The sequence below is a fragment of the Mucilaginibacter mallensis genome, assembly GCF_900105165.1.
Classification (GTDB): domain Bacteria; phylum Bacteroidota; class Bacteroidia; order Sphingobacteriales; family Sphingobacteriaceae; genus Mucilaginibacter; species Mucilaginibacter mallensis.
In genome coordinates, this window is sequence record NZ_LT629740.1 from 1962630 (window position 1) to 1980569 (window position 17940).

The 17940-nt window shown below is 41.1% G+C and carries 11 protein-coding genes; 10 read left to right on the forward strand and 1 reads right to left on the reverse strand.

The window, feature by feature from the left end; translation table 11 throughout:
• Nucleotides 1–264: 264 nt before the first annotated feature.
• The 4 genes from BLU33_RS07955 (at nucleotide 265) to BLU33_RS07970 (ending at nucleotide 6060) form a co-directional block, all read left to right on the forward strand.
• Complete coding sequence (locus BLU33_RS07955; protein ID WP_091371085.1) at nucleotides 265–1956, forward strand: ribulokinase; 1692 nt, start codon at nucleotides 265–267, stop codon at nucleotides 1954–1956.
• A gap of 16 nt (nucleotides 1957–1972) precedes the next feature.
• Nucleotides 1973–2671, forward strand: a complete 699-nt coding sequence (locus tag BLU33_RS07960) for an L-ribulose-5-phosphate 4-epimerase (protein WP_091371087.1) — start codon at nucleotides 1973–1975, stop codon at nucleotides 2669–2671.
• A gap of 106 nt (nucleotides 2672–2777) precedes the next feature.
• Nucleotides 2778–4268, forward strand: coding sequence for an L-arabinose isomerase (gene araA, locus BLU33_RS07965; protein WP_091371088.1), 1491 nt, complete (start codon nucleotides 2778–2780; stop codon nucleotides 4266–4268).
• Between the two features lie 79 nt (nucleotides 4269–4347).
• Complete coding sequence (locus tag BLU33_RS07970) at nucleotides 4348–6060, forward strand: sodium:solute symporter family transporter (RefSeq protein WP_091371090.1); 1713 nt, start codon at nucleotides 4348–4350, stop codon at nucleotides 6058–6060.
• 90 nt (nucleotides 6061–6150) lie between these two features.
• Here the strand turns inward: BLU33_RS07970 and BLU33_RS07975 are convergent, their stop codons facing one another.
• Nucleotides 6151–6858 carry an NUDIX hydrolase gene (locus BLU33_RS07975; protein WP_091371092.1) on the reverse strand — a complete coding sequence of 236 codons (708 nt, stop codon included), beginning with the start codon at nucleotides 6856–6858 and terminating at the stop codon, nucleotides 6151–6153.
• Between the two features lie 293 nt (nucleotides 6859–7151).
• On the opposite strand from BLU33_RS07975, the gene BLU33_RS07980 reads away from it, so the two are divergent.
• From BLU33_RS07980 to BLU33_RS08005, 6 genes are all read left to right on the forward strand, one after another.
• Nucleotides 7152–8324: an aldose epimerase family protein gene (locus tag BLU33_RS07980; protein ID WP_091371094.1), complete on the forward strand. Its 1173-nt coding sequence runs from the start codon at nucleotides 7152–7154 to the stop codon at nucleotides 8322–8324.
• Between the two features lie 51 nt (nucleotides 8325–8375).
• Complete coding sequence (locus BLU33_RS07985) at nucleotides 8376–9914, forward strand: alpha-N-arabinofuranosidase (RefSeq protein ID WP_091371096.1); 1539 nt, start codon at nucleotides 8376–8378, stop codon at nucleotides 9912–9914.
• Between the two features lie 25 nt (nucleotides 9915–9939).
• Entirely contained in the window at nucleotides 9940–11433 is a 1494-nt protein-coding gene (locus BLU33_RS07990; protein WP_091371098.1) for an arabinan endo-1,5-alpha-L-arabinosidase, read from the forward strand.
• Nucleotides 11434–11463: 30 nt separating this feature from the next.
• Nucleotides 11464–13443 (forward strand): alpha-L-arabinofuranosidase C-terminal domain-containing protein, encoded by a 1980-nt coding sequence (locus tag BLU33_RS07995; RefSeq protein WP_232009420.1) that lies wholly within the window; start codon nucleotides 11464–11466, stop codon nucleotides 13441–13443.
• Nucleotides 13444–13464: 21 nt separating this feature from the next.
• Nucleotides 13465–14490: a family 43 glycosylhydrolase gene (locus BLU33_RS08000; RefSeq protein ID WP_091371100.1), complete on the forward strand. Its 1026-nt coding sequence runs from the start codon at nucleotides 13465–13467 to the stop codon at nucleotides 14488–14490.
• Nucleotides 14491–14955: 465 nt separating this feature from the next.
• Nucleotides 14956–17928 (forward strand): SusC/RagA family TonB-linked outer membrane protein, encoded by a 2973-nt coding sequence (locus BLU33_RS08005; RefSeq protein ID WP_157682080.1) that lies wholly within the window; start codon nucleotides 14956–14958, stop codon nucleotides 17926–17928.
• Nucleotides 17929–17940 lie beyond the last annotated feature (12 nt).

Here is a 17940-nt window from a genome sequence, read left to right on the forward strand (position 1 = left end):
GTCATATATAGCTGCGGTTCCGTAGCTAAACAGATACGGTATGCATCATCATTTGTTATGCTTAAATTTATAAGTATATAAACGACACTAATACTATCCGCTGTTGCGCCAATTTAAGGCACTCACCCGCTTATAATATTTTATCATGTTATAGTAACATTTTAGCTATACATGCTTGAGTTTTCAATAATTGAAAATATTTTTATGGAAATATTTCTTTTATTGATAAAATTAGTGTTAATTCGACACGTATTATAAACCAATATGAGTAAAGATAAATTTGTTGTAGGAGTGGACTATGGTTCCGATTCTGTCCGCTCTGTAATTATTAACGCCCTTAATGGCGAAGAAATAGCATCATCAGTATATTATTACCCGCGCTGGCAAAAAGGATTGTATTGCGATCCGGCGAATAACCAGTTCAGGCAGCACCCTTTAGATTATATTGAAGGGCTGGAGATCACCATAAAAGATTGTATTAAAATAGCAGGCGGCGAAACCGTTGCCCGCAATATTAAGGGCCTTTCAGTTGATACTACGGGTTCTACACCTGTCGCGGTTGATAAAGCAGGACAGCCATTGGCATTAACCCCCGCATTCAGTGAAAATCCAAATGCGATGTTCGTATTATGGAAAGACCATACATCTATCAATGAAGCGGCGGAAATAAATGCGCACGCGCCTAAATTTGGTATTAATTACCTGAAATATGTTGGCGGTATCTACTCTTCTGAGTGGTTTTGGGCTAAATTGCTACATGTTTTAAGGGTTGATGAAAGCGTTAGAAAAGCCACACATTCGTGGGTTGAGCATTGCGACTGGATCCCATTCCTGTTAACAGGCGGTAAAAAAGCGGAGGAAATTAAACGTGGACGTTGTTCCGCTGGACACAAGGCGCTATGGGCCGAAGAGTTTGGCGGTTTGCCTCCCAATGAATTTTTTGCAACGCTCGATCCTTTACTGGATGGCTTTACTTCAAAACTATTTACAGAAACCTATACTGCCGATCATGCCGCAGGCACACTGAGTCCGGAATGGGCTGAAAGACTTGGTTTATCAACCGATGTAGTTGTTGGCGCCGGTGCTTTTGACGCGCATATGGGCGCGGTAGGCGGGCAGATAGAGCCTTATCACCTGAGCAAGGTAATGGGTACCTCAACCTGCGATATTTTGGTTGCACCAGCCAGCGAAATGAAAGATAAACTTGTGCGCGGTATATGCGGGCAGGTTAATGGCTCGGTTATACCCGGTATGGTGGGTTTAGAGGCAGGTCAATCCGCTTTTGGCGATACTTATGCCTGGTTCAAAAATATTGTATCCTGGCCCTTAAATAACGTACTATCGCAATCCGCAATAATCGATACGCAAACCGCTGAGGCACTAAAGCTTGAAATGTCGGAGCTGATCATTCCTGAACTGGCAAGGCAAGCATCCTTATTGCCGATAGATAATGATAATGAACTGGCTATCGACTGGTTTAACGGTCGCCGCACACCGGATGCTGATCAAACTTTAAAAGGCGCTATTATCGGCCTTGGTTTAGGCAGCGATGCCCCACGGGTTTTCAGGGCACTGGCCGAGGCTACCTGCTTTGGCGCTAAAAGTATCGTTGACCGTTTTGTTTCGGAAGGGATACCTGTAAAAGGATTAATTGGCATTGGCGGTGTAGCAAAAAAATCACCGTTTGTAATGCAAATGATGTCTGACATTTTAGGCATGCCTATCCGCATCCACCAGTTTAAACACACTTGCGCTTTAGGTGCAGCTATGTTTGCCGCGGTAGTTGCAGGTATTTATCCAACTGTTGAGGAAGCAATGGCAGCAATGGGCCGTGGGTTTGATGTGGAGTATTATCCAAACCCTTTATATAAAGAAGTTTATCAGAAACGATATAAACAATATAATAGCTTAGGTGAGTTTGTTGCTTTTCAAATAGCACAGCAAGCAAAAAGCTAGTTTTAATAATATAAGTATGAGTAAATATCAGCATATAAAACAAAGCGCGTACGATGCCAATATGCAGCTGCCAAAGCTGAACCTGGTACTGTTTACCTTTGGTAACGTTAGCGCTGTCGACCGTGAGCTGGGCGTATTTGCAATTAAGCCAAGCGGTGTGCCTTATGAAGATCTTTCGCCTGAAAAAATGGTGATCGTTGATTTTGACGGTAATATAATTGAAGGCGATCTCAGGCCATCATCAGATACCAAAACCCACGCCGTGCTTTACAAGCATTGGACAGGTATCGGCGGTATTGTACACACCCACTCAACGTATGGTACGGCATGGGCGCAATCGCAACGCTGCATCCCGATATTCGGTACCACACATGCCGATTATTTAACGGTTGATATCCCCTGCGCACCGCCAATGAATGACGAAATGATAAAGGGTAATTACGAGCATGAAACAGGTTTTCAGATCATCAATCATTTTGAAAGCATGGGCTTTGATTACAAAGAGGTAGAAATGATACTGGTAGGTAACCACGCGCCGTTTACCTGGGGTAAAACAGCCGACAAGGCGGTACATAACAGTGCAGTATTGGAAACAGTTGCTCACATGTCCTACTTAACCGAACAAATAAACCCTAAGGCCCCGCGCTTACAGGATTCACTTATTAAAAAACATTTTGAAAGAAAACATGGCCCTGATTCATATTATGGGCAGTAAGGTGGTGAGTAGTGAGTGGTGAATGGTGAGCAGTTAAAACCACTCACTACTCACCATTCACCACTCACTAATTCACTAAAATTCAGTAAATCAATAATTACATATAATGATCGATCTAAAAACATTTGAAGTATGGTTTATAACCGGCAGCCAGAATTTGTACGGTGAAGAAACTTTAAAAAAGGTTGCAGAACACTCACTGGAAATAGCAAAAGGCCTTGATGCCAGTGGTACAATCCCGGTACGTGTGGTTTACAAACCAACCGTAAAATCAACAGAAGAAATTTATGATACCTTGCTGGCAGCTAATTCGGCAGAAAACTGTATCGGTATCATCACCTGGATGCATACCTTTTCACCTGCCAAAATGTGGATCCGTGGTTTAAGCATCCTGCAAAAACCATTGTTGCACCTGCATACGCAATACAACCGGGATATCCCCTGGAGCAGCATAGATATGGATTTTATGAATCTGAACCAAAGCGCCCATGGCGATAGGGAGTTCGGTTTCATAGTATCGCGTATGCGCAAAAACCGTAAGGTGGTTGTAGGCCACTGGCAGGATCCTGAAGTATTGGGCCAGATCAGCGCCTGGACAAGGGCTGCAGCCGGCTGGTACGACTGGCAGGGCGCTAAGTTTGCGCGTTTTGGCGATAACATGCGCTTTGTAGCTGTTACCGATGGCGATAAAGTTGAAGCTGAACTAAAATTTGGCTTTGCTGTAAACACCTATGGTATTGGTGATCTGGTAGCTGTGATAAACGGCATTAGTGACGCGGCTGTTAACGAGCTGATAGACGAATATGAAGCTACTTATACTTTAGCGGATGACCTGAAAAAAGGCGGAGCAAAACATTCATCAGTATTTGAGGCTGCTAAAATAGAATTAGGCTTACGTAAGTTTTTGGTAGACGGCGGCTTTAAAGGATTCTCGGATACTTTTGAGGATCTGCATGGCATGGTACAGTTGCCGGGCATAGCATCGCAACGCTTAATGGCCGATGGCTATGGTTTTGCGGGTGAGGGCGACTGGAAAACAGCTGCTTTGGTGCGTGCCTTTAAAGTAATGGGCAGCGGCCTGCCGGGCGGTAACGCTTTTATGGAAGATTACACTTATCACTTCGACCCAAATAATGCATTGGTTTTAGGCTCGCATATGCTGGAGGTTGATTCCTCACTGGCAAACGGCAAAGCAGCATTAGAAGTACACCCTTTGGGTATTGGTGGTAAAGCTGACCCTGCGCGTTTGGTATTTAATGTTGCCGGTGGCGAGGCGCTTAACGCTTCAATTATTGATATGGGCAACCGTTTTCGTTTGCTGATAAATGAGGTGGAAGCGGTAGAACCACAAAATGACCTGCCTAACCTGCCGGTGGCACGTGTATTATGGAAGCCATACCCTGATATGAAAACCGGCTGTGCTGCATGGATATATGCAGGTGGCGCGCATCATACGGCATATAGCCAGAATTTAACCGCTGAGCATTTACAGGATTTTGCTGATATCGCAGGAATTGAATTTGTGCGCATAGGTAAGGATACCAAACTTGATCAGTTCCGTAATGAACTGCGCTGGAACGAAGTAGCCTACAAATAGCCAATCAATATTTACCTATGCCGATGGGAAAGAAAAGGCATAGGTAAGTTTTAACCAAACAAACCATTTAATTTAAATTATGAATAAGTTTTCACCTATTGATTACGTCATATTCTTCATCTACTTTGTTGTAGTATCAAGTTATGGCTATTGGGTATATCGCCGAAAAAAAACAGCCACTATATCCGGCAGTCACGATTTCTTTTTAGCCGAAGGGTCGCTTACATGGTGGGCCATTGGCGCCTCGCTTATTGCTTCCAATATATCAGCAGAACAATTTATTGGAGCCAGCGGACAAGGTTTCCAGGTGGGTATAGCTGTGGCTGCATACGAGTGGGTCGCCGCTATCGCGCTGATTATAGTAGCGGTATGGTTCATTCCGGTTTATCTGAAAAATAAGATATTTACCATGCCCCAGTTTTTAGAGACAAGATATAATCAAACTGTGAGTTTAATCATGGCTATCTTCTGGCTGTTCCTGTACGTGTTTGTTAACTTAACTTCTATACTTTTCCTCGGCGCGTTGGCTATTAATAGCTTAGCAGGTGGTACTCAGGAAAGTTTTCACTATATTATTATAGCATTGGCTGTATTCTCGCTTATTATCGCGCTTGGTGGGATGAAGGTTATTGGCTTTACCGATGTTATACAGGTACTGGTATTAGTAATAGGCGGTTTGGCAACAACCTATATAGCCTTGACATTAGTTAGTGAACGTTTTGGATTGGGTAAGGATGCACTGGCTGGTTTTAATGCTATGCTGGAACATTCGCCGGATCATTTTAAAATGATGTTACCAAAACCTGGCCCTAATGCTTCACAACAGGATATTGATAAATATCTTTTACTGCCGGGTATAGCCATGTATTTTGCAGGCCAATGGATAGTGAACTTAAACTATTGGGGGTGTAACCAATACATTACCCAAAGGGCATTAGGTGCTAATTTAAAAACAGCCCGTACAGGTATCTTATTTGCAGGTTTAATGAAACTGGCCATGCCGGTGATAGTAATATTGCCAGGTATTGCAGCTTATGTTCTGTACAAAAACGGCGGCTTGCAGCATGAGATGACGGTTGGTGGCCATTTAAACCCGGATAATGCCTATTCAGCGGTCCTTGGGTTTTTACCAAACGGGCTAAAGGGCCTTTCAATAGCTGCATTAACGGCTGCAATAGTAGCTTCATTAGCAGGTAAGGCCAATAGTATATCCACTATTTTTACTATGGATATCTATAAAAAGTACATTAAAAAGGAAGCCAGTGAAAAGAGTATGGTTGGAATGGGGAAAATCATCATTGGCGTAGCCTTGTTTCTTTCAATTTTGCTAACCTGGCATGACCTTTTAGGCATTGGTGGCGAAGGTGGGTTCGCTTATATACAAAAATATACGGGTTATATCAGCCCGGGTATTTTTGCCATATTCATATTAGGGTTCTTTTGGAAACGTACTACGGGTGCCGCGGCTATTACAGGTATTATAACAGGTTTTGTAACTTCTGTAATATTTAACGGACCTAATTTCGCGCCTGTGTGGTTTGGCCACGAAAACTTCTTGTATACGGCATTCCCTAATGGCCATGGTGGTTATGAAATCCCATTCCTGATCTGTATGGGGATATCCTTCCTGTTTACCATGATACTAATGGTGATTGTAAGCTTATTCGGCCCTAAGATAAATCCTAAACATTTTGTTTTAGATAAGTCAATGTTCAAAGTTGAGCCATCAACATTAGCACTTATAGTAGTAACGCTGTTATTACTTAGCGCATTGTACGTTAAATTCTGGTAATTACCCTAATTAGTTATAAATGCAAAACGGCCTGTCAATTTTGACAGGCCGTTTTGCATTTATCATGAAAAGTGATAGAAACCCATCACATTAAAATATCAAATTAGTAGGGTTAGGTATCAGGTTTAAAAATGCCTGGAACTTGGCATAATAGTTCTGCATATTGAGTTGATAGTAAAATGCACCCCGGCGTGATCCTGATTTATCCTTATCAGCCTGTTTTATGAGTAAGCCTGTAGCCAATATTCTTTTGCTGAAATTACGTTTGTCTATTGATGTGTTATAAACGCTTTCGTACAAACTTTGTAATTGCGGTATAGTAAACCTGCTGGGCAGTAGTTCAAATAAGATAGGGTGGAGGGCAGCTTTATAGCGTACACGTCTTTTTGCCAGCTCAACCATTTCCTGCTGATCGAAAATAAGCTTGGGCATACGTTTTAAGCTAAACCATTCAGGGTGATAATCAGTATTAAGCTGTTTTTCGTACTTAAGAATATCAATTAAGGCAAAATAAGCAGTGGAAACGGTTCTTTCCATTGGGTCGCGGTGTGGGTCGCCAAAGGTGTGCAGCTGTTCAAGATACATGCCATCCAACCCGGTGAGCTGTTTAAGTATGCGGTTTGATGCCTGATCAATACTTTCATTTTCCTGCACAAAGCCGCCCATAAGGCTCCATTTGCCTTTTTCGGGTTCAAAACCACGTTGTATCAATAAAATTTTTAATGTATCACCGTCAAAACCAAAAACTATACAATCTACAGCCTGGATAAACCGGCTTTGCTTGGCATATTTTATCATTTATTACAACAAGGATTAAAGTGCATAACAAAAATAGAAAAATATTGGTATTAGGAAACGCAAATTGTTGTTCGATGAACACATGTAACGTAACAATAGCAATGATAAATATTTTGATCCATAAAACAATTTAAAATAATTTAAGTGTTTTTTTTACAATTATAATATTTTTTATACATTAGCGCTTAATCTGTTATTTGGATTAAACCAATTATATTCGGCTCTCAATTATAAACACATAAAGTACAGAATGCCTGTTAACTTATAATAAGCTAATGCTATCATTTTAAATTATGAAAAAGAACATCCAATTAATCCTCGCAGCAGCCTGTTTTTCAACACTGTTTGTGGCATGTAACCATGCATCAAGTACAAAAAACGGTTCAGATAAGGACTCAACTGCTGCGCAGGCGCCGCAAATTCCTGATTCTGCAAATTTTAAAGCCACCGTACAAGGTAAGCAGGTTGATTTGTATACTTTGAAAAACAAAAACGGTGTGACTGTGGCTATTACCAACTTTGGTGGCCGCCTGGTGAGCCTGTTGGTGCCAAATAAAGATGGAAAACTTACCGATGTAATATTAGGCCACGATAGCCTGTCAGGATATCAAATAAAAGCTGAAACTTATTTTGGAGCTATAATAGGCCGTTACGGCAATCGTATTGGCAAAGGTAAATTTAACCTTGATGGCAAAAGCTATCAGTTAGATCTGAACGATAAAATAAACACGCTGCATGGCGGTTTTAACGGGTTTTATAAACAGGTATTTGACGCTAAAAAAGTGGGTGATCAGCAGTTGGAACTGACCTATGTTTCAAAAGATGGCGAAGGTGGTTATCCCGGAATGTTAACCTCAAAAATAACCTACACATTAACAGATGATAACGCACTGAAGATAGAATATTCGGCTACAACTGATAAGGCTACTATCGTAAACTTAACCAATCACGCGTATTTTAACCTGAATGGTGCAGGTACGCCAACCATCACCAACGATTCATTAAAGATAGATGCCGATAATATAACGCCTGTAGATACCACGCTTATACCAACCGGTAAGTTTGAAAAAGTAAAAGGTACACCATTTGATTTTACTTCGTTCAAAACCATTGGTGCTGATATTGATAAAACGGATGATCAACTAAAGGCAGGCAAAGGTTACGACCACAACTTTGTATTGAACAAGCATGATATCAGCCAATCAATAGCTACAGTAAAAAGCCCTGAGACTGGTATTGTAATGGATATTTATACTACCGAACCAGGTCTGCAATTTTACAGCGGTAACTTTTTAACAGGTTTAAGCGATGGTAAAGGTAAAGCTACCTATGCGCATCGCTCGGCATTATGCCTGGAAACTCAGCATTTTCCTGATTCTCCAAACGAACCGTCATTCCCGTCAACCGTTTTAAAACCGGGTGAAACATACCATACAACCACTATTTACAAATTTAGCGTTAAGTAGCTTTAAGATACTGATAATCATTTTATTATAAATTATTAATTTTCAAAATATATGAAATTAAGGGCCTGTTTTTTGTCTATACTTTTTGTTTCTGCCGGATTAACGTCCCAAGCGCAGACAAATATCAGCGTATCGGTTAGTGACAAAGCCGAACCAACGATCAGTAAGTACATCTATAGCAACTTCGCCGAGCATTTAGGCAGGGGTATTTATGATGGTTTTTATGTGGGCGATACTTCAAAGATACCCAACACAAATGGTGTGCGGAATGATGTTATCGATGCCTTAAAAAAGATGAAGATACCAGCCCTAAGATGGCCAGGGGGCTGCTTTGCCGATACTTACCATTGGAAAGATGGTATAGGCGATAAAAGTAAAAGACCGGCAATTGTAAACAAATGGTGGGGAGGCGTTACCGAAGACAATAGTTTTGGAACTAAGGAATTTCTGAATATGTGTGAAGCCATTGGAACTGATCCTTATATATCAGGAAACGTTGGCAGCGGAACGGTACAAGAACTATCTGATTGGGTTGCTTACACAACTTCTGATAATAAGAACCCGATGTCGGACCTTAGAAAAACGACCGGCAGAGATAAAGCATGGAAAGTAGCATTTTGGGGCATAGGCAACGAAGCCTGGGGATGCGGTGGCAATATGACGCCCGAATACTATGCAAATGAATTTAAGAAATATTCAACTTTTATGTCGAGCGGTTCCGGGAAAATGTTCAGGATAGCATCAGGTGCAAACTCTGATGATTACCACTGGACGGATGTGCTAATGAAGAACATTCCACAAGGCTTAATTGAAGGTATTGCTTTACACCATTATGCAATTATTGATTGGGATCATAAAGGGCCTGCAATAAAATTTACCGAAGATCAATATTTTAAAACTATGAAGAGCGCTTTGCTGATGGATACATTGGTTACCAAACATTCGGCAATAATGGATAAATATGATCCTCAAAAGAAAATAGCGCTTGTTGTTGATGAGTGGGGCGGATGGTATGATGTAGAACCTGGCACCAATCCCGGCTTTTTATACCAGCAAAATAGTATGCGTGATGCTATGATAGCAGGTGCAACGCTGAATATCTTTAATAATCACTGCGACCGTGTGCGCATGGCTAACCTGGCACAATGTATAAATGTATTGCAGGCCGTTATTCTTACACAAGGTAATAAGATCATACTTACGCCAACTTATCATGTAATGGAAATGTACAATGTGCACCAGGATGCAACTTTAATTCCAGTTACAGTTAACAGCGATGACTATGTATTTGGATCAGAAAAACTTGCAGCTATTTCAGCTTCGGCATCAAAAGATAAAAACGGAATTGTACACATATCACTCGTAAATATCGACCCAAACAAAAATCATAAAGTATCATTGAACCTGGATGGTAAAAAGTTCACTGTAGTTAAGGGCAGGATATTGGCATCAGCAAAAGTTCAGGATTATAACTCCTTTGATGAGCCAAACAAGATCGAACCAAAAGAATTTAATGGAGCGGTTATAAAAAGTAATACTATAAGTGTAAACATGCCGTCTGCATCAGTTATTGTGCTGGCATTAAACTAAATGCACAATAAGTAAACTACTATAGATGAAAAAGATAAAGTACTTATCGGTTATCGCAGCAGCAGTAGCCCTGATATCATCATGCGGAAAAAAAGGCGTTACCCCAAGTGGTGGCAACGGCACCAAAGTCACAACGGATACAACGGTAACTACTACCACATTTAATATCAACTCCATTGAGGATACTTATGCTGATGTGGCTCCGTTTTTGGATTACTCAAAATGGACCGTTTATAATGTACATGATCCATCTATAAAAAAGTTTGGCGATTATTATTACTGTTATAGTACGGATGTTGCCTATGGTATTACCGTGCGTTCGGGAATACAGATTCGCCGGTCGAAAGATCTGGTGCAATGGGAGTTTGTGGGCTGGGTGTTTTCTCAGTTGCCAGCACTTGGTTCGCAATATATAGTATCACAGGGTGGTACGCCGTATAATGCGTTATGGGCGCCATATGTGTCAAAAGTTGGTAACCAGTACCGTTTGTACTATTCATTATCATCGGCTACGCCCAGGTTAAGTGTTATCGGCATGGCAACTGCAACCGATCCGGCCGGCCCGTGGACAGAAACCGGGTTGGTGGTATCATCAACCAATAACAGTATCACACAAACCAATGCGATTGACCCTACGGTGGTAACTACAGCGGCGGGCGATCAGTATATGTATTATGGTTCTGCATGGGATGGTATCTACATATTAAAGCTTAACCCAACTACCGGTTTGGCTGCAACAAGCGGCGATATAGGTGTCCGTATAGCCAACCGTGGTTTTACCAATGGTGTGTATAATGGTAATATTGAAGGGTCGGAGGTGATCTACAACCCAACCTTAAAAAAATATTTCCTGTTTATATCTTACGACTGGCTGCAAACCAAGTACAACGTAAGGGTTGGCAGGGCCGATAGTCCAACAGGGCCATATTACGATTATAATGGAGTTGATTTAAATACCAATATCGATCACGGGCCGATGATTGTTGCGCCGTACCAGTTTACCGGTCATGGTGGCTGGCAGGGTACGGGCCATTGCGGTGTGTTTGATGATGGCAACGGCCAGTATTATATGGCGCACCAGGGCAGGCCCGCTGTAAACTCTTATTTTATGGACCTGCATGTGCGCAAAATCGAATGGACTCCTGATGGATGGCCTATTGTACTGCCTGAACGCTATGCAAACGTAGTACAAACTGCTGTAGCAGCCGCAGATCTGGCCGGAAAATGGGAACGTATTGAACTGGATTACCATGTAGTGCCGGGTTATGCCGATACACAGGTATCGCCTGACATGCAGGTGGCTACATCCATAAATATTAATGCCGATGGAACTATAAGCGGTACTGCAACCGGTACATGGACCTATACAGCCCCGTGGATGCTTATAAAATGGAGCACTGGCGCTACTGAAAATGTAATAGTAAAGCGTGAGCGGGATTGGGAAAATAGTGTTGCCACCACGCTGGTATATTCGGGGTTAAATAATACCGGTATAGCCGTTTGGGGTAAGAAAAGATAATAAACAGATATATTTTTTAAGCATCATATAATGAGGAAATATTTTTGGGCGCTATGCGCTGCTGGTACTTGCCTGTCGGCTATGGCACAGCAAAAAAGCCCTGCAAAAACTTATATAATTAAGGCTGATAGTGTAAAAGCACACGTGCAGCCTACCATGTACGGGATATTTTTTGAAGATATAAATATGGCTGCCGACGGCGGTTTGTATGCCGAACTGGTAAAGAACCGCTCATTTGAGTTTTTCCCAAGTTTGATGGGATGGACCGAGGTAAAAAAGGATGGCGGCGAAGGCAGCGTAGAAGTAATAGACCGCTCCAAAGAACGGCCTGAAAACCCACATTTTGTTACGCTGACCGTAAAATCAAATTCAGGCTATTATGGTTTGGCTAATGAAGGTTTCCGAGGCATCGGTGTTAAAAAGGATGAAACCTATAGCTTTTCAGTTATTGCCCGCCAGCATGCGGATAGTAAAATTGAACTGCATGTAGAGTTGGCTGATGCCAATGGAACGGTTTTAGGTCATGCTGATTTGAAGCCCGGCAATCAGGATTGGGAAAAATATAATGTAAAGTTTAAATCGAATGCTACAGTACAAAAGGCGCACTTGAATGTGTATGCTAAAAATGCGGGTGCTATTGATTTGGATATGGTATCGCTTTTCCCCGAACACACCTGGAAAAACCGGCCGGGTGGTTTGCGTGCCGACCTGGTACAAAAACTGGCGGATATGAAACCCGGTTTCTTACGTTTCCCAGGCGGATGTATTGTGGAGGGCCGCGATTTGGCAACGCGTTACCAATGGAAAAAAACCATCGGCGATATTGATAAGCGCGAAAATTTGATCAACCGCTGGAATACGGAATTTAAGCATCGCCCAACGCCTGATTATTATCAATCATTTGGTTTAGGCTTTATGGAATATTTCCAATTGGCTGAAGATATTGGCGCTGAACCTCTACCAATATTAAATTGCGGTATGGCTTGTCAGTTCAATACCGGGCAAACTGTTCCTTTAGATCAGCTTGACCCATATGTACAGGACGCGCTCGACCTGATCGAGTTTGCCAATGGTTCAACTGATACCAAATGGGGTAACCTGCGTGCGCAATTAGGTCACCCTGTACCATTCAATTTAAAAATGATGGGGATTGGCAATGAGCAATGGGGCGATAACTATATTCCTCGCTGGAAGATCTTTATTAAAGCGATAAAAGATAAATATCCATACATGAAACTGGTATCAAGCCTGGGGCCTGATCCTGACGGTGAGAAATTCAACTTCCTGAACAATACTTTCAGGGGCTTGAACGCTGATATTTTGGATGAGCATTATTACCGCTCGCCGCAATGGTTCCTGGATAATTCAAAACGCTACGATAACTACGATAGAAAAGGGCCCAAAATATTTGCTGGCGAATATGCTGCCCAAAGCGTAGGTATTGCAAGCCCTGATAATAAAAATAATTGGCAATGTGCCTTATCTGAAGCCGCTTTTATGACAGGCTTGGAGCGTAATGCCGATGTGGTGAACATGGCGTCATACGCTCCGTTATTTGCCCATGTTGATGGCTGGCAGTGGACGCCGGATGAGATCTGGTTTGATAACTTGCGCTCATACGGTACACCAAATTATTATGTGCAAGAGTTGTATTCATTATACAAGGGAACAGATGTTGTTCCACTTAAATTAAATAACCAGGCAGTTAGCGGGCAAAACGGGGTATACGCTTCGGCTGTAACAGATAGTAAGACGCATGAACTGATCATAAAGTTCATCAATTCAGGTAAAGTATCGCAAAGTGCTGGTTTTGTTATCAAAGGGAAGAAACTCAAATCAACTGCCACATTGATCACATTACGTAGTGATGATCTGACGGCTGTTAACTCTTTGGATAAACCAACAAGCATCAGCCCGGTGCAGCGCACAATTCAGCTAAGCGGTAATAAGATCAGTCTGACCGTAAAGCCATATTCAATGAATGTTATACGTGTTAAATTAAGCAACTAAACAAACCTATCCGGCTATAAAATGAAAAAGATATACCTGTTCTTACTGTTTTTTATAGCCGGATCGGCGTTTGCTGTTGCGCAGGAACTAAAAACTGATATTTCGGTACATGACCCTGTAATGATCAGGCAGGATAGCACCTATTATGTTTTTTCAACAGGCTGGGGGATAAGTGTATGGTCGTCAAAAGATATGTTGCACTGGAAACAGGAAAAGCCTGTTTTTGCCCAGGTACCACAATGGACTGTTGATTCCATTCCCGGTTTTAAGAACCATATTTGGGCGCCTGATATCTCTTATTATAATGGTATGTATTACTTATACTATGCGGTATCGGCGTTTGGTAAAAATACATCGTGCATAGGCGTGGCGATTAATAAAACATTAAATCCGGCTGATAGTGCCTTTAAATGGATTGATAAAGGTATAATAATAGAATCCCGCCCCGGAAAAGATAATTGGAATGCTATCGATCCAAACTTAATAACGGATAAGAACGGCACACCATACCTTGCTTTTGGTTCATTTTGGGAAGGATTGAAAATTGTGCGTCTTAAAAAGGACAGACTGAGTATAGATGAAGATCAAAATAAACTCATCACACTAGCCAGTCGGCAAAAGGATGCAAGTGCTACAGCAAATATGCCTTCGGTTGATGGTAACCCGGTTGATGCTGGTGGTAATGCTATTGAAGCGCCCTTTATTTTCAGGAAAGGTGCATACTTTTACCTGTTTGCCTCTATTGATTATTGCTGCAAAGGGCCAAAAAGCACTTATAAAATGATTGTTGGCCGCTCAAAAAAACTGCTTGGCCCTTATGTGGATGAAAATAATATACCGATGCAGCATGGCGGTGGCACTATAGTACTTGCCGGTGATAAAAACTGGTATGGCGTAGGCCACAATGCCGTATGCAATTTTAACGGGACAGATTATCTGATATTCCACGGATACGATGCCGCTGACAGGGGAATATCAAAGTTGAGAATTGAAAAACTATCATGGAAAAAAGGTTGGCCCGTTGTCGCATCGATTGCAGCAAAATAGCAGTAAATAAATAAAGCTCCTCTTCTTCTGAAATCGGTATAAAAATACTCTTCTTCTCATTGAAAATTACATTCGGTTTTTCAATATTAATGTTATATAGTATATATAATTATTAAATGTATTAATATACTATTCTATTTATTAAATAAATTAGAAATGTTTTACGTTTTAAGTGTATTAAAGTGACTAATAGGTGCTTTGTTTACTCCATATATCTCTTGCATTTTTTTATGTAAATAGCTAAAACTGTTTAGTGACATTAAAAATAAACATCAAAAAAGAAAAGTGTTTTTTTAACACTTTTCTTTGATTGTTTTATTGACAATTAAATATTTCCTTATATATTTGGTTAACAATAACCAATTTATAAACCAATTAAAACCAATTTTCATGAAAAAAATTAGACTTAAACTTAGGAGTAGTCTGTCTTGTCTGATGTTGTTGCTTTTGATGATTTTACCAGCTATGAGTTTTGCTCAGGGAGGTAAGATAGCTATAAAAGGAACAGTAAAAGACACATTCGGAGTAACTCTGCCTGGCGTTACCGTTGTAATAAAGGGGACGAGCCTGGGAACTCAAACCGCAACAGACGGTACCTTCTCTATTAGCGCTCCTGCTGATGCTACACTTGTATTTAGTTATTTGGGATTTGATAGCAGGGAAATAGCAATTGCCAATAAGGGCGATATAAGTGTTGTAATGACAAGCAATAACAAGGCATTGGATGATGTAGTTGTTGTAGGTTATGGTACACAGAAAAAGGAAAATTTAACCGGCTCAATAGCAGTTGTAAATGTAAAGGACGCTGATAAGAGAACAACCTTTGATGTAGCCCGCGAATTACAGGGACAGGTTGCCGGTGTTGAAGTAAATGGCTCAGGAGTACCGGGAGAAGGTGTTACCATACATATACATGGTGTAAGTTCATTAACTAACAACAACCCATTATACGTAATTGATGGTGTGCCAACCATGACCCCATTTGATTTCCCTACAGGCGATATTGAAACCATACAGATAATTAAGGATGCATCGGCAAGTGCTATATATGGTTTTCGTGCAGGTGCAGGTGTTATACTTATCACCACTAAAAAAGGCAAGAACGGGCCACTGAAAATTAGTTATAATGCTTACTTCGGTGAGCAAAAGAACCCTAAAGAGTTATCAGTTACTGATAGGTTAGGGTATCAAAAAATTGCCGATGCCGCTGAAACCAATGCCGGCATATCATTAGCGCCGGGTAATGACCCAACATCAAGCAGCTATATATCTAATGTAAATACCAATTGGCAAAAGGCAGCATTTAAAACCGGCTATACTCAAAACCATGATCTTGGTTTTTCAGGCGGTAATGAATCTGCTGCATACAGTGTAAACTTTGGTTACTATAATCAAACAGGAACAGTAGTAGCCGGGCCATATTACAAACGTTATAATATGAGTGCGAATCTGCAGGGCAAAAAAGGTATATTCTCATACGGTGCTAAAATGGCTTATACAGAAGCTTATTACCGTAACCTGGCATATCCAAGGCTGCATGGTACCGGTAACGAGATCGTAGATTTAATTACGGCCATACCAACTATGCCTGTTTATGACGCATCGCGCTTAGGTGGCTATGGCGGTGTTGATCAAAACACACAAAGGGCTATCTCACTAAACATGATCGGCGTAAATAACCTGATCACTAATGAAAGTCAGCACGACCGTTTTTTAGGTTCAGCATGGGCGAATGTAGAGATCATAAAGAATTTAAATTACCATATAGCTGTTAGCTATGACAGAACCGATTACCGTAATTTTTATTTCGAGCCAACTTATGACCTAGGCTGGTTTTATCCAAGTGTAAATGCTTATTACAGCGATGCAAGGGGAGAACCTTTTACATCATTAATTGAGCAAACCTTAAGCTACAAGATTAATGCGGGGAAACACCATGTTGAAGTGCTTGCGGGTACAGCCTATCAAAAAGATAGTAATAATACTATTTTAGGCGAGGCTACTAATCTTCAGCAGCCATATTTATATGCATTTGATAACGTAAGTAACACTACCGAGAAAACTGTATTTGGTAACAGCGGGGTGCGTTATTTGTACTCACCTATTTTCGGTCGTATGAACTACGATTATGACGGGCGTTACCTGTTAACAGCCAATTACCGTCGTGATGGTTCATCACAACTTACACCACAGTACCGTTATGGTAATTTTTACGGTATATCAGCAGGATGGAATATTGCCAAAGAGCATTTTATACAATTGCCGGAGCAGATCTCCTTGTTAAAGTTGCGTGCAGGTTATGGTATATTGGGTAATATAGAAGCTTTAAGTTATTATCCTTACCAAACAGTTGTAAACTCAAATGCCAGTTACGTATTTGGTAATACGCTTGCGAATGGTACTACCCAAACACAGGTATTTTCCCAGGATAACCAATGGGAGAAAAAAGCAACCAAAAATATCGGCATTGATGCAAACCTTTTTAATGACAGGTTAACATTTACTGCTGAGTATTATAATGATAAAATCACGGGTATACTTTTAGCAGTACCTATTCCATTATCGGTAGGCGCAACAAATGTGCCTGTGGTTAATGCTGCAACATTTACTAACCAGGGGATAGATCTTAGCGTAGCTTACCATAGCAAACCACAAGGTGGCTTCCATTATGATATCAGCGCTAACGCATCAACACTTAAAAATAAAGTATTATCATTAGGTAACGGCAATAACCCAATATATGGTGCATATAGCAAAACAGCAGTAGGCGGCGAGGTTGGTGAGCTTTATGGCTATGTTTCGCAAGGTATATTCCAAAATGCAGCCGATTTAAAAAATCATGCAACGCAGATTGGCGCTACAGTGGGTGATGAGAAATTCAAGGATATAAACGGCGATGGCCAGATCACTGATGCCGACCAAACTTACCTGGGATCGGCTATACCTAAATTTTACTTCGGATTTAACTTCAGCGCAACTTATAAAGCCTTTGATGCCTCTTTCTTTATACAGGGAAATACCGGCAGTAAAATAGCAGATGGCGTTTACCAGGCATTAATGACGGGTCAGTATACAAATGCATCAACTGATGAATTAAATTTCTGGACACCTACTAATACCAATACCAACGTGCCAAGGCCGGTAATAGGTGACCCTAACGGTAACAACAGAAATTCAGACCGCTTTGTACAGAGTGGCTCATATGCACGCCTGCAAACCGCGCAATTAGGCTATACTATTCCTTCATCAATATTAAACAGAACGCATGCGCTTAAATCTTTCCGTATTTACTTATCGGGCCAAAACTTATTTACCATAACAAAATACAAAGGTTTTGATCCTGATTACATAAACGATGGAACTATTAACAGGGGCTTTGATTATGGATCATTCCCTAATCCACGCACATTATTAGTTGGCGTACAAGTAGGTCTTTAATATTTAACAATT